At 46.9% G+C, this 14294-nt stretch carries 11 protein-coding genes; 8 read left to right on the forward strand and 3 right to left on the reverse strand.

Annotation, left to right across the window (positions count from 1 at the left end):
• Positions 1-271 precede the first annotated feature (271 nt).
• The 3 genes from HGP28_RS12670 to HGP28_RS12680 form a co-directional block, all read right to left on the reverse strand.
• The gene (locus tag HGP28_RS12670) at positions 272-988 is read right to left on the reverse strand and encodes an exonuclease domain-containing protein (RefSeq protein ID WP_168836844.1); all 717 of its coding nucleotides are present in this window, start codon (positions 986-988) and stop codon (positions 272-274) included.
• Positions 981-2840 (reverse strand): putative nucleotidyltransferase substrate binding domain-containing protein, encoded by a 1860-nt coding sequence (locus tag HGP28_RS12675; protein ID WP_168836845.1) that lies wholly within the window; start codon positions 2838-2840, stop codon positions 981-983. Before HGP28_RS12675 ends, HGP28_RS12670 begins: the two co-directional genes overlap by 8 nt.
• A gap of 128 nt (positions 2841-2968) precedes the next feature.
• A complete protein-coding gene (locus tag HGP28_RS12680; RefSeq protein ID WP_168836846.1) occupies positions 2969-3679 on the reverse strand; it encodes a FadR/GntR family transcriptional regulator in 711 nt (236 codons plus the stop codon).
• 491 nt (positions 3680-4170) lie between these two features.
• Here HGP28_RS12680 and HGP28_RS12685 point away from each other — a divergent pair, with 491 nt between their 5' ends.
• The 8 genes from HGP28_RS12685 (at position 4171) to HGP28_RS12720 (ending at position 14174) form a co-directional block, all read left to right on the forward strand.
• Positions 4171-4872, forward strand: coding sequence for an FCD domain-containing protein (locus tag HGP28_RS12685; RefSeq protein WP_168836847.1), 702 nt, complete (start codon positions 4171-4173; stop codon positions 4870-4872).
• Between the two features lie 70 nt (positions 4873-4942).
• Entirely contained in the window at positions 4943-6319 is a 1377-nt protein-coding gene (locus HGP28_RS12690; RefSeq protein ID WP_168836848.1) for an MATE family efflux transporter, read from the forward strand.
• 94 nt (positions 6320-6413) lie between these two features.
• Complete coding sequence (locus HGP28_RS12695) at positions 6414-7460, forward strand: polysaccharide lyase family 7 protein (RefSeq protein WP_168836849.1); 1047 nt, start codon at positions 6414-6416, stop codon at positions 7458-7460.
• Between the two features lie 153 nt (positions 7461-7613).
• The gene (locus HGP28_RS12700; protein WP_168836850.1) at positions 7614-9383 is read left to right on the forward strand and encodes a sensor histidine kinase; all 1770 of its coding nucleotides are present in this window, start codon (positions 7614-7616) and stop codon (positions 9381-9383) included.
• A gap of 102 nt (positions 9384-9485) precedes the next feature.
• Positions 9486-10145, forward strand: coding sequence for a response regulator transcription factor (locus HGP28_RS12705; protein WP_168836851.1), 660 nt, complete (start codon positions 9486-9488; stop codon positions 10143-10145).
• Positions 10146-10258: 113 nt separating this feature from the next.
• Positions 10259-10882, forward strand: a complete 624-nt coding sequence (locus tag HGP28_RS12710) for a DMSO/selenate family reductase complex B subunit (protein WP_168836852.1) — start codon at positions 10259-10261, stop codon at positions 10880-10882.
• Positions 10883-10884: 2 nt separating this feature from the next.
• Positions 10885-11721 (forward strand): dimethyl sulfoxide reductase anchor subunit family protein, encoded by an 837-nt coding sequence (locus tag HGP28_RS12715; protein WP_168836853.1) that lies wholly within the window; start codon positions 10885-10887, stop codon positions 11719-11721.
• Positions 11722-11744: 23 nt separating this feature from the next.
• Entirely contained in the window at positions 11745-14174 is a 2430-nt protein-coding gene (locus HGP28_RS12720) for a DMSO/selenate family reductase complex A subunit (protein WP_168836854.1), read from the forward strand.
• Positions 14175-14294: the final 120 nt, after the last annotated feature.

The raw sequence follows: 14294 nt of genomic DNA on the forward strand, positions 1-14294 counted from the left end.
CAGTGAGGCGAGGATTTGAAGATTGAGTGGTTCTCAATCGAAAATCGTCAACAAAGCTGATGAGCCAAGACAACTCGCCCCTTGGGAGCCAATCACTGAACCGATAGCGGTGTTAAACAACTTGAAAATAGACTCGCTATTTCGCTGCGTTGTTTGCCTTGCTCTCAGCTCAGTGAGCCGGCTCTGAATCCAGCATCTTGAGGTCACTTGGGTATATAGAATCACTAAACGCATCTGCTCACGCTGAGCAGATGCTTAAAAGGAAACTTCGTTAGTGGCTCATGCGAAAGGCTTTCGCCAAACTAATCGGGCGTGCAGGTTCAATACGATGACATTGAGCTAAAAAGAGTTCGGCTGTTGCAACCGCATCGATGAGCGCGCCGTGGCTGTGGTATGGTGGTAAATGGTAACGCTCACGAGAGGCGGCGAGTGACACATCGCAATCGTGCTCTTGGCGCAGGTGCGCCATATTTTTTTCAATCATCAGCGTGTCGAGCCAGATAATAGGCACATCTGTGATATCGAAGTGACGAGCAATAAAATGATCGAGAAAGGCTTTTTCGACCGAACAGGCGTGAGCAATCCAAATTTTGTCCTTCCCAGCGGCAAATAGCGATGTCATAGCTTGAATGAGAGGCACGCCGGAGGCCAGCATTTGGGGCGTAATATGGTTAATCACCGCCGTTTCCGGCCGCACGCCCGTGGCATCATTAATGAGAAAATGCTGTGCTTGGCTAAGATCTATTTTATTTTGATGCAGTGGCACCCAACCTATCGATAAAATCTCATCGTCTTCTGGTGAGAGCCCAGTTGTCTCAAAATCCAGTACCAAAAACGGATGCACATTGGCCGCATCGTGTAACTGGAATTGCGGCGTGTTGACTAACATCTGAATGGATTCGGGCATAGAAACTGACGTCACATAGTTCTGACGGCGACGTTGCAACCGAGTTAATGGGTGAAAATAATCTGCAATAATATTAAGCACCGAATTTTACCTTTGCCGCTTCCTGAAGATCGGCAATGATTCGAAACGCATCTTTAAGGTGTTTGCGTTCAAAACTGCCGAATCGATTAGGATTGATGTGATTGTTTGGTTCATTCCCGGCTTTTAGCGCTTCGAGTTGGTGGCTAAAGCGGAATGACAAAATAAAGCGATAGGCGTTGAGAATGTTTTTATAAGAGTCTTCGCTTAGTGCCCCTTGGCGATACGCCGCTTCAAACCTTTCGTGGGTTGCCGTGCGATCGCTCTCTACGGCAAGGCCATAGATGCGCGCTAAATCGATGATTAAATTAATCGCGTATTTTTTGATGTTAAGGGTCTTTTTGTTTTCGCCGCTTTTTTCTAGGACTAAGCTGTTAAAAATCCCCAATGGCGGTGTGGTATTGGTGGCATCTTGGATCAGTTTGACGAGAAAACTGCCATTGCGACTGATTGCTTGATGCATGGACTGGCGTAAATCGGTTTCAAATTGATGGTTGCCATAAACGGCGCGCACTTCAAGAAAGACGCTGATGTTTAATAAGCAATCGTATTCCGGATTAGCCACCCATTTTTGATAATACTGTTGCCATATATTGAGCGGCTGACACCATTTAGGTGTCGCCGCCATAAATTTGCCAGGGCACAACGGGTAGTCGCAGCGTGCTAAACCGGCGCACACCATCATCGCGAGATGTTTGAAATAAATTCGGTCATTTTCGGTTGCTGCATTATCAAGCACAATCGCGCTGTCTTGGTCAGACAACATGTGGACTTCATTACGCGCGTGTGAGCCTGCCACAATCCAAGCAAAATCACACGGCGCGGGGCCGAGTTTATCTAATGCGATTTCAATCAAGCGTTTAGTATACGCATCCATGATCATGGTCATGACTCGGCCAACCACCTCAGGACTGACCTTGCCTTCAACCAGCGCCTCAAAAATAGCTTGGCGCTCCGAGGTAAATGTGGCCAGTGCGCTGACGCATTCCGCGTATTTGATTTTTTCAATCAGAAAGATGGCTTGCATGCGATGGTTTTGCACTAGGTGTGACGTTGTCAGCAAGCCCACCGCTTTGTTATTTTGCACTACAGGCAGATTTCGAATATTGAACTGCATCATTAGCGATGCCGCTTGAAGCACCAAATCGCTGGGCGCAATGGTATGTGGGTGACATGTCATAATGTCCCGAATCGGACGCTCTGTTGAAAGGCCTTTAGCGATCACGCGCTTGGTCATGTCACGGTCGGTAATAATCCCCACCAGCGCATCACCTTCATAAATGACCGCACAAGGCGAACGTTGCAGTAACATCTCTTCGGCAACATCACGAATAGCAGATTGCGCAGTCACTATGGCAATACGGCCACTGGCCACCTCATCGACTCGGCGAATAAACAGCCCTTTGTCTTTGGCTGACCAAACGACATCTAAGGCTGATTTCAAACGCACTTGCGCTTGTGAGGCAAAATGCTCAGCGCACTCAGGATGCAGGGCAAAGACAGCTTGAAGAGCGGTGCGAGGTACGAGGTAGATAAGGGAGTCTTCAAGCGCAATCGCAGTATACGTTTCAGAATCTTTGTGCTCGTCACCCAAAAATGTAAAACCGAACAGATCTTCGGGGCCCAGCTTGGCGCGGAGCACACCATTGGCTTTGCGTTGTTCTAACGAGCCCGTGCGTATGATATACAAATTGCGTTTTTGACCTTCACCACATGGGTCAAGTCGCTCGCCTTTTCCAACGTAGGTAATTTGCACTTGGCCAGCCAAATCGCGCAGTGCGTCTGGTGGAAGTTTGTCAAACGGATCAATGCATTCGATAAACTGAAGAATATTGGGCAGTAATGCAGAGCTCATAATGGGTTGCTATATTTGTATTACAATAACTCATTATTACTTGCGAATATAAAAAAGCACACTCAAAAGGTGTGCTTTGTGATCCAGCTCTTGCGCTTTTTAAACAGAAGTCACTTGGTGAAAAAGTGCTAATCAAGGCGGTGTTTTGATTCAATTAGATGGTTCGCCGAGGCAATGCGCGCTTTGTCAGCATTTCCTGCCATAATTGCATCGTAAATTTCACGGTGTTCATTAATACAGGTGCTGCCTTCTTCAGAAGAGTGCGCGATAAAATTGATGAACATGGTGGTTAAGATGTTACCAAATGGCAGATAAAAATCATTGCCCGTCGCATTAAAAATCAAACTATGGAAGCGAGTATCGACGTCAAGCCAGCGATTTTGGTCAAAAGGTTCGAGCTGCGAAACAGCCACCATCTCTTGAAAGGTTTCTGACAGTTGAATGCGTTGTTCTGCGGTGGCATGAATGGCTGCAAGCGCACACGCTTCAGGTTCGATGGCGCGGCGCAAGCCTAAAAATTGTTGGCAGAATTGGTCGGTATCGGCAAGACCATCCATCCACTCAATCAATTGAGGGTCAAGAAAGTTCCAATAGGCGCGAGTAATCACCTTTGTTCCAACTTTTGGTTTTGACTCGAGTAGCCCTTTAGATGTAAGCAATTTGACCGCTTCACGAAGCGCTGTGCGACTCACCCCAAATTGTTCACAGAGCACAATTTCACCCGGCAGAATCGAACCTTGTGGAATTTTGCCAGAAAGGATGCCACGGGCGATCTCGCGAGCGACTTGTGTGTGTAGGCTTCGTTTTGAACCTGTAATCGAGTCAAAGGCTTGGGACATAGGGTGCTCAGTGTAAAATATTATTTAAGGTTGAATATACCATTGTTGAAAATTAACGCTACCCTAAACTCCCCATCAATCTTAGGTTTCATCAGTAAATTCGTACAATATCAAGTTATTAGTTAACGAGTAGCAGCGTGCATTGGTGTTCTCGTCCAATCGTCACATTGCTCAATTTAACGTATTGATAAATAACATGCCATTGTGTTTTTTATTAGCGATGGAATGAATTTTGTTTAAAGGTGAAATGAGGCGATAAGCAGTCGTCTTGATACCGCTTGTTACCAATTTACGCTTCTCTTGCGGTGATTTGGTGAATGTGTGGTGATGAACTTGGTTTTTCATCCTGAATATCTGTGACCCATCTCTGATTAACCACGTAGTTAATATGGGTATATGCGCGAGCAATTTGACTCTTTTTGATGTATTGTATTATTAAATTATCAAAGAATCACATGGCGAGCATGTGAAAGGACTGAGGATAGCGCAGGGTGCATTTTGAACAACTGGAGCTAAAAAGCCGCAAGGTGTATGTGCAGGTGGCACGCGATATTGCGTGTAAAATTTTAACCGGTGAAATTCGGCCTTTGGAAAAAATTCCAAGCGAGTTATCGCTGTGCCAAATGTTTGGTATTAGTCGAACCGCATTACGAGAGTCGATGAAATTGCTTTCGGCTAAGGGGCTTATTGAGTCAAAGCCGAAAGTGGGCACGTTAGTGCGTCAACGAACTCATTGGCATTTTCTTGATTCTCAGCTCATAGAGTGGATCCAGGAGCTGGAGAATGTGCACCCATTTTTAAGCCAATTTTTAGGGCTACGCAAAGCGATTGAACCTGAAGCGTGTGCCTTGGCGGCGCAAAATGCGACCGTAGAACAGCGCAAACAATTGTCGGTTTTAATCCAGAATATGTCGATTGCCGCTGAGAAGCACGATATGGATGCTTGGACGCTCAATGATCACGAATTTCATCAAACCATTTTTGTTTCGACTGCAAACCAATTTTACATTCCGCTGGGCAACATTCTATCAACCCTTTCGCACCAGTTTTTGGCTGAATCCGCCCAAGGAGGACGTTTTTGCTTAGAAGAGCACCGCGCCATTTACGATGCAATAATGGCGGGTAATGCAGACGCTGCGCGCCGCGCCTCCATCGAGTTACTGGATGATGGTAATCAAAGATTATCCGCGTAACGATATACCCCTTTCCACTTGACGTTACTTGGGCATATCTGTGTAGCGACACTAAAGAGAAATTAGCAGTATGAATGACGCATCCTCAGCAACGCCTGGGTATAGCCTAAAAGGTAAAATTGCACTGGCTTGGCCTTTAGCGCTTAATGCTTTGCTTATGCAATCCATGTTAATGATTGATACTTTTTTGGTCTCGCCATTAGGGGAGGTTCCTCTCGCCGCAATGGGCATTGCGGGAGCGATAGTTGCCTTTGTGATGGGGGTGCAGATGGCGCTCGCCAATGGGACTCAATTGGTATTAAGCCGAGCCATTGGCGCGAATAATGCGCTTGGGCTGAGCCGAGGCTACCGCGCAGGCTTAGTCATCAACGGGATTGCAGCGGGTATTTTTTGGTGTGCATTAATCCTGTTTAAGCAGCCGTTAATTGAGGCGATCACCAGTGATGTTGCAACGCAAATCGAAACGCTTAATTATCTCGCTTTCTCGCAACATTTGATTTTGTTCAATGCGTGCACTCAAGTGATGATAGCGCTGTTTAACGGATCAGGCCGCAGCAAAGTACCTTTTAAAGGCTATCTGATTGAAATGCCACTGAATGCGCTGTTTTCGTATTGTTTAATCTATGGCATTAATGGCGAAGCAGGGCTGGGTGTTGAAGGCGCCGCGTTAGGGTCGTTGCTGGCCATTGCAGTACGCTTTGTTTATTTAAACTGGTGTTTGCGTAAAGTGTTTGCCATTTCACTGACTGAAGAGCCACTGAATGCCGCGTTTCGCCGCAATATCGTACTGCATTTTAAAGAAATTACCCCAATTGCTGCGAATGTCACCATGCTGCAAATTGGCGTTTCAATTTATCAATTGCTTTATGCTCAGCTAAATTTGTATGACTACGTTGCAATCACACTCATCATGCCTTGGCTGCGCTCTGGTACGCAATTTATTACGGCCTGGGCTCACTCTTCGGCGATTATTGTTAGCCAGCAAATCGGCTCGAACCAGTTTCATGATCTGCGGCGTAATATCGATAGCAGCATTGATATAGCGGTTGCGATTTCAATCATAACCGCGGGCTGCTTTTATTTACTGAGTCTGGTGATTGACCGTTTTTATCCCGATTTGGATGTGGCGACCTATGAGGCATTAACCTTGATTGCGCCGCTCTATATCTTTTTGCCGTTATTACGTGGCTACAATACGGTTCACGGTCATGTACTGCGCGCGCTGGGTAAAACCACGGCGGTGTTTAAAATTAACTTTATCGGGCAATGGGTTGTCTCTATCCCTTTGTGCGCCGTGATTATTCTCGGTTTGGATGGTTCGATTTTTTGGGCTTTTGCGATACAACCGTTTGAAGAGGTGATCAAAGCGCTTCCGTTTCGTCATCTAGCGCGTAAATCTTTGCAAGAATTTGATCAAACTCAGGCTGAGAAGCTGATGTACAGCTAAAAGTGTGATCGTCTTTTTAGTCCCGACGTTAACCACTACCATTCAATCATAGTTTCCCTATTATGTATGACAATAACACAATAGGGAAACTACAATGATAAAGATAAACAAACTGACCTCGCTGCTCCTACTTTCTCTTCCTTTCGCAGCTACTGCTGAAGTGGCCGACAACGGTGTTGATTACGTTGTGCCTGCGGATAAATTCGATATGCGTAATTGGAAAATTACCGTCCCTTCAGACATTAACCGTGATGGACGCGTTGATGAAATTGAAGGGGTGGGGATGATGAGTTATTCACACAGTGATTATTTCCATATCGATGAGGCAGGGAACCTGGTATTTGAAGTTCATAACCAAGCGGTGACGACCAAGAACTCGAAAAATGCACGTTCCGAGTTACGTCAGATGGCTCGTGGTGCTAACTTCTCGATTGATACTCATGACAATCTCAATAACTGGGCGCTATCTAGCCACCCTCAAGCCAGTTCATATAGTGCGATTGGCGGCATTTTAGAAGCGACACTCAAAGTGAATCACGTTTCAAAAAATGCGAAGTACCCAGAAAAATTCCCAGCGCACTCTGTGGTTGTTGGGCAAATCCACGCCGAAAAAGATAAAGCACAGATCAAGGCAAAAACTGGTTATGGCCACGGTAATGAGCCGATCAAAATTTTCTATAAAAAATTCCCTGGCCATAAAATGGGCTCCGTATTTTGGAATTACGAACGTAACCTAGAGAAAAATGACCCAAACCGTGCCGATATTTCCTACCCAGTTTGGGGCAATACTTGGGAAAACCCGGCCGAGCCGGGTGATGCAGGTATCGCACTGGGCGAAGAGTTCAGCTATCGCATTGAAGTGAAAGACACAATGATGTTGCTGACGTTTGAAACCGCACGTCATAAGCCAGTCACTTATGAAATTGACCTAAGTAAGGCCGTCGATGAAAAAGATCACGCGACCGGTTATGCCAAAGATGGATTTTACTTTAAAGCGGGTGCTTATGGTCAGTGCAGTGTCTCTGAAAAACACCCAGTTTGGGGCCCCGGTTGTGCAGGTACTGGCGACTTCACCGTTGATAAGAAAAATGGTGATTACAACAGCGTTACCTTTAGCAAGTTGGCTCTAAACCAGAAATAAGTAACATAGTCGTTTTATATTAATCACCACCAATAAGATGATTCTTGTTGGTGGTTTTTTTTGACCGCAATGGTATACACTCGGCGCTATTGAAAATACGCAGTAAAGGCCAATCCAGTGGTCATTTTGGTTAATCCTTTTTTGGCAAGTGTTATGCGCTGGTTTGTGTCGATACGCTTGTGCATTATCTGCCTCTTGGCTCTGCTGGTTAGCGCGCCCGTTTGGGCTGAAAAAACGCAAGTGGTGATTGGTGTGTTTGCGGACCGCGGCTTGACGGAAGCTCGAGCGCGATGGCAACCGACGATAACCTGGCTCAACCAGACCCTTCCTGATTATCAGTTTTCACTTGAACCATTAAATTTGGATGCGCTACAGGCGGAAATTACATCGCAAAGTTTGTCATTTTTAATTGTCAATCCTTCAGCGAGCATACGGACCGGGCGTCAATATCCGCTATCTTGGCTTACCACGTTAATCAGCCCTATGGCGGGAGGTACGACACTCTCAACGGGCTCCGCCGTGTGGGTGGTAAATACGAGCAATGTGACCGATTGGCATCAGTTATCCGGTCGCCCGATTGGTACGGTGGATCAGCGTGCGTTTGGTGGCTTTATGGCATTCGCTCGAGATGTGGTGGAGCAGTATGATTTAAACCACTACTTTTCTGGTCTCAATGAGCTGGGTTTTCCTCATGAGTCAGTGGTGGCGAGTTTGCTAAGCGGCCAAGTTGAGGCTGCGATTTTACCTATCTGTTTGGTGGAATCTATGGTGGCAAAAGGCGAAATCAGTGCCGAAGCGCTTCGCGTGTTGAACCCCAAAACGCCTCGCGATGCGATATGCCAATCAAGTACTGTTCTATACCCCAACTGGGGGTTTGCCATGACCAATAAAGCAGATCGGAAATTGGCTAAGCAAATTGTGTTGTCACTGCTTGCAATTCCACCAACTTCAAATGTAGCCAAAGCGGCGCAATCATTGGGCTGGTCAGTTGCAGAGCCTCAAGTTGGATTAGATAACCTGTTCAGCCAGCTAGGCGTTCATCCGCTTCAAAATAGCTGGTGGGCCGAGTTACGGAATTGGTTGATGGTGAATTATGAGATCACGTTGCTTGCATTCGTGGTGCTGGCAATTTTACCCATTCAGTATCTGCTGTTACGTCGTCGTCATCATCGCAACACACAAACCTTGCAGCGCGTACAACAGAATTTGCAATTAGCGCAGCGCCGAGCTTTAGTTGAAAAGTTGGGTTCGAGTTTGGCGCATGAATTAAATCAGCCACTGGCGGCGATTCGACTCTACGCAGAAGGTGAGCTGTCGCGACGGCGACAAGGACGCACGGACACCGACATTGTGGCATTATTTGAAAAAATTCAACGCCAAACGGATCGGATTGATGGTGTGGTCAGTCGTTTTCGTTCATTGCTGCAGCGACGCATTACTCACAAACAACTTACAGCGCTGGATGATGTGGTGAAAGACAGCATTCGATTAGTCGAAGTGTATGCGCGCCAGCACAAGGTGACACTGCAAATTGGACGTTGGGCTTCGCAGCAAATCATAGTGGCGGATAAAATAGCCATCGAGCAGTTGGTGGTAAACTTATTGACCAACGCGATTGATGCAAGCGCGCCTTCTGATTCTAAAGGTATGAAAGAAGGGCAAGTGACGATTGAGTTGCTCGCGAGGCCCACATCGATAGATCTGATTGTGGATGATAATGGTAGCGGGCTAGCTCAGCCATTTGATACCTTACTGACGCCGTTCGTGACCACCAAAGCACAAGGTGTAGGGTTGGGTTTGGCAATTTGCAAAGACGTTGCCGAATCGCACTCGGCCAGTTTCAGTTTGTGCAATCGACCATCAAGTGAAAACGGCGCTGTTGGCTGTCGTGCCAGTGTATGCTTTCCGCGAATTAAGTCTTAAGTGAACCCTCAAGTTGAGCGTATGTTTCAATGTTCCTTGGGGTAATTTGGCATGAAATGTAACCGAGAAGGTCGGTAGAACCTAGGTATTAAAGTGAAAAAAATGAACTCACAATGGTCGCTGTTTCTTGTCGACGATGATGAAGCCGTGTTGGATGCATTAAGCTTTGTGCTTGAGGGGGAAGGGTATCAGCCTCACAGCTTTAGCTCAGCGGATGCGTTTTGGGCTTATCAAAATCAGCAAACTCACCCACTGCAAGGCGCGTTGATTTTAGACAGTCGAATGCCGGGTATGAGTGGACAAGAATTACAACGCCAGCTGTGCTCCACAGTGCATGCGCTTAGTATTGTGTTTTTAACTGGTCACGGTGATGTTCCGATGGCGGTTGATGCGTTGAAACTGGGGGCTAGTGACTTTTTGCAAAAACCTGTTGAGCGAGATACGCTTTTGGCCGCCGTTGAGAACGCACTTGAACGCAGCGTCACTTTGGCCGAAAAACGTCGCAGTGTCGTGCAATACCAAAATTTAACCGCACGTGAGCGCGATTTGTTGCAGTTATATGCACAAGGTTTGGGCAACAATCAGATTGCTGATCAATTGCATATCTCGGTGCGGACAGTCGAAGTGCATAAGTCGCGCTTGTTGCAGCATTTGGGCGTAGACTCATTGGCTGATATGGTGCGGCTCTATACCATGGTTGAGCCTGAGCTAAAACACATTCCGCCACCGCCAAGTCGAATCAAACGTAACAAATCAAACTGAATACGAAACATTGCGCTAGGTCATATCCTTTCTTTTGATGTGGGTTTCCCTTATAGAAACCCCGTATCGTTTTTATCACCATAACCTCAGAATTTTTGACCTGAGGTTATCAAATGAACCAGCAATACGGTTTTTTTGTTGATACAAGTAAATGCACTGGCTGTAAGACGTGCCAAGTTTCATGTAAAGACAAAAACAACTTACCCGTAGGGGTTAATTTTCGCCGCGTGTACGAATACACCGGAGGCGAGTGGACCAAACAGAAGAACGACACCTGGCAGCAAAACGTTTTTGCTTATTATGTGTCAATCAGTTGTAACCATTGCGCGCAACCTGCTTGCACCAAAGCGTGTCCAACAGGCGCGATGCAAAAACGCGCGAGCGACGGTTTAGTGGTTGTCGATGAAAGTGTTTGCGTTGGCTGCCGTTATTGTGAAATGGCCTGTCCTTACGGCGCGCCACAGTTTAATCCCGAAAAAGGCCATATGACGAAGTGTGATGGCTGCTTTGAGCTGGTCGCACAAAATAAAGCGCCGATTTGCGTTGCGTCGTGTCCGCTGCGCGCATTGGATTTTGGGCCTATCGCAACATTGCGCGAAAAGTATGGTGAGACGGCCGATATTGCGCCTCTGCCCAATTCAAATTTGACGCGGCCATCTTTGATTGTACGTCACAATCGTCACGCAAAACCGACAGGCTCGGGTGCGGGCAAAGTGGTTAACAAGGCGGAGTGGTGATCATGCATGAACTTCCTTTAGTCTTCTTTACCGTTTTGGCTCAAGCTGTTGCCGGCAGTGTGATTTTACTGACTTTATTTAGTGCCTTGCCTTGCTATCGAAACTCATTTAGCACTGCGGCATTGACAGAAATTACGCTGATGCAATTGGCCGTATTAGCATTATCAGGTATGGCGGCATTGACCCATCTCGGCATGCCTTTGCGGGCCATGAATGTGGTTTATGGGGTGTTCCACGGCTCTGCCATGTCGTTGGAAATCGTCGCTGTGTCTCTATTTGGCGCTCTGTTAAGTGGTGTGTTATTTCTCGCGTGGCGTGATGCAAACGGCAAGATACTGTGGCTGGTGCGTGGGCTTTGTGCCGCCAGTGCAATACTCGCGTTAGTGGCAATCACTCGCGTGTACCATTTACCGACAGTCCCTCTTTGGTCATCGATGTGGACATGGGGTAATTTTGCGCTTACCGCGAGTGTAGCAGGCGCTGCGCTGCTATTGGCTTTACTGCATTTCACCCAGGTTGAGAGCCGTTTAATCGCACGCGTCTTTTTGCCCTTTGTCATTGGCGTGGCGCTTGTTGTATCGGTGCATTATCTGTTTGCGCTCAATCTTGAACTTGTTGCGCTTCATACCCATCTTGATTCGTTTTTACAAAATGCATTAGGTTTGCGTTTTACGCTGCTGGTTGTGGCGCTAGTTCTTTGTTGCCTGCCATCGAGAATGTTCACAACATCTCCTCACATTTCGACGTTGCGTGTTTTAAGCCTCACCTTAATCCTAATAGTTGCAGAATTGATTGGGCGCGTTTTCTTTTACGAATTGATGCTGATTGGTCATCTATAACTGCTGACAAAAGAGAATTGATTATGTCTAAAAATCAAATTAACCCAACACCGGAATCATTAAGTGATAACGGGTTATCGCGACGCAGTTTCTTAAAACTCAGCGCGTATTTGGGCGCTGGGGCGTTTATCGCCACTCAGCCGCTTAACGCAATTGCTGCAGCCGTTGTCGAAACCCACGTTGGTGAAATAACAAAGTGGCATAACTGTTGGGCGCATTGCCACTCCAGTTGTTTGCTTAAGATTGTGACCGAAAATGGTCAGATCAAACGGATTGAAACTGACGACCAAGGTAATGATGAGTTTGGCCAGCATCAGGTGCGAGCCTGTTTACGCGGGCGTTCATTGCATAAGCGAACGTTTTCACCCGATCGCCTCAAATATCCAATGAAGCGGGTTGGGCCTCGCGGCGAAGGGAAATTTAAACGCATTAGCTGGGATGAAGCGTTAAACGAAGTTCATACCCAGATGAGCCGGATTATTGAGCGTTATGGTAATGACGCAATATTCAGTCGAGTGGGTTACGGCAAACCCAATGGGCCTTATCACTATGTCTCCCGCTTTTTGAATTTGATTGGTGGCTACTTGCCGGCTGCCGGAAACTACAGCAGTCATCAGATTGATACTGCCTCTACCTACACCTATGGCGATAAAGGGTACACCATGGGGAGTGCTCCGACCGAAATGGCGCATTCGGATTTGATTGTTTATTTTGGTAATAACCCGGCAAACACGCGAATGAGTGGTGGCAGTGATACTTATCATTATCAAGTCAGCAAAGCCAAAAGTAGCGCGCGCACCATCATTATTGACCCACAATACACAGATACTGCGTGTGGCCGTGAAGATGAGTGGTTAGCAATTCGTCCGGGAACGGATGCGTTATTAGTTGAAGCGCTTGCGTGGGTATTAATCACCGAAAACTTTGTCGACGAAGCGTTCTTAAAACGCCATTGCTACGGTTATGATGCCGAGCCTGCAATGCCAGAAAAGGGCTTGCAAGCGCTGGACGCGTCGTTAGGTTACAAAGCGTATATTCTTGGACATGGTGCGGATGGTATCGCCAAAACACCACAATATGCCGCACCAATCTGTGGCATTCCAACTGAGCAGATTTATCAACTAGCAAGAGCGTTAGGACAGGCTAAAGCACCCTATATTGCACAAGGTTGGGGGCCTCAACGTCACGCGGCGGGTGAGCAAACGGCGCGCGCTATTTTCATGCTGCCTATTTTGCTCGGCCAACTTGGATTGCCAGGGACCAATAACGGTGGTTCGGACTTTTTATTCCATAAAACCGATATTGCTAAAATGCCTGAGGGCACTAACCCCGTAAAAGCGAAAGTGCCGTGTTTTAAATGGTCTGAAGCGGTCACGCGTGGTAAAGAAATGACTGCATTAACCGACGGCATTGTGGGCGCACCACGCCTAACAACCGACGTAAAATGTGTCTTTATGTACCAAGGCAACTGGCTGTTAAATCAACATTCTGATTGCAACGCAACGGCAAAAATGCTCAAAGATGAATCGCTGCTTGAGTTTATCTTTGTCATGGATAATCACATGACGGCGAGCGCAAAATTTGCAGACATACTCTTGCCCGATATCACTTGGCTTGAAAACTCCCGTGTTGTCGCGTTCTCAACGCATGTGACGAAAACGGAACACGTGATTGATCCTATGTATGAGTGCCGACACCCCTACGATGTATTTGCCGATTTGGCAGAGCGATTTGGCGTGAAAGCAGCCTTTACGGAAGGGCGAAGCTGGGATGATTGGCAAGCGCATTTGTATGAGTTAAGCCGTAAAAAACACCCAGAGTTTCCAACATTTGCTGAGCTGAGTGAGAAAGGAACGGTACGTTTGCCTTTTGACCCTAACGCAGAACGTTATGTGTTTAAGCAGTTTCGTCAAGATCCAGAAACACACCCATTGGCGACAGAATCTGGCAAGATTCAGATCTACAGCCATAAATTAGCGAAGTTTGCGCAAACGTGGACGTTACCAGAAGGGGATGTTATCTCGGCATTACCTCAGTATACCCCAACGTGGGAGAGCTACGCCGATACGCAAACTCGCGCGGTTTACCCGTTGCAATTGATTGGTTTTAAATCAAAAGGGCGTCCTCACTCAACGTTTGCCAATGTCCCATGGCTGAAAGAAGTGATTGAAGACGCTTTGATGATGAATCCAGTCGATGCGCAAAAACGGCAATTGGCGCAAGGGCAAATCGTTCACATTTATAACGATAGGGGAACGATTCAAGTTCCAGTTCGCATCACACCTCGTATTATGCCCGGTGTTGTTGCACTTGCCGAAGGCGCTTGGTATCAACCCAATGAACAAGGCGTCGATGTCGGTGGCTGTATTAACACCATTACACGTTTGCGCCCGACGGCATTGGCAAAAGCCAACCCGCAAGGCACAAATTTGGTTGAGGTGAGAGCCGTTTAGATTTATTCGACCTGAAATGGCAGTGCTGCTATTGATGACATTGCAGCGCTGCGGTTTATACCCGTTCTACTTGAAGGTGCAGGGCTTTCCATTACAAAGAAAGGGGGCTGGCTTTTACAA

This window comes from Vibrio agarilyticus, assembly GCF_012641465.1.
GTDB lineage: Bacteria > Pseudomonadota > Gammaproteobacteria > Enterobacterales > Vibrionaceae > Vibrio > Vibrio agarilyticus.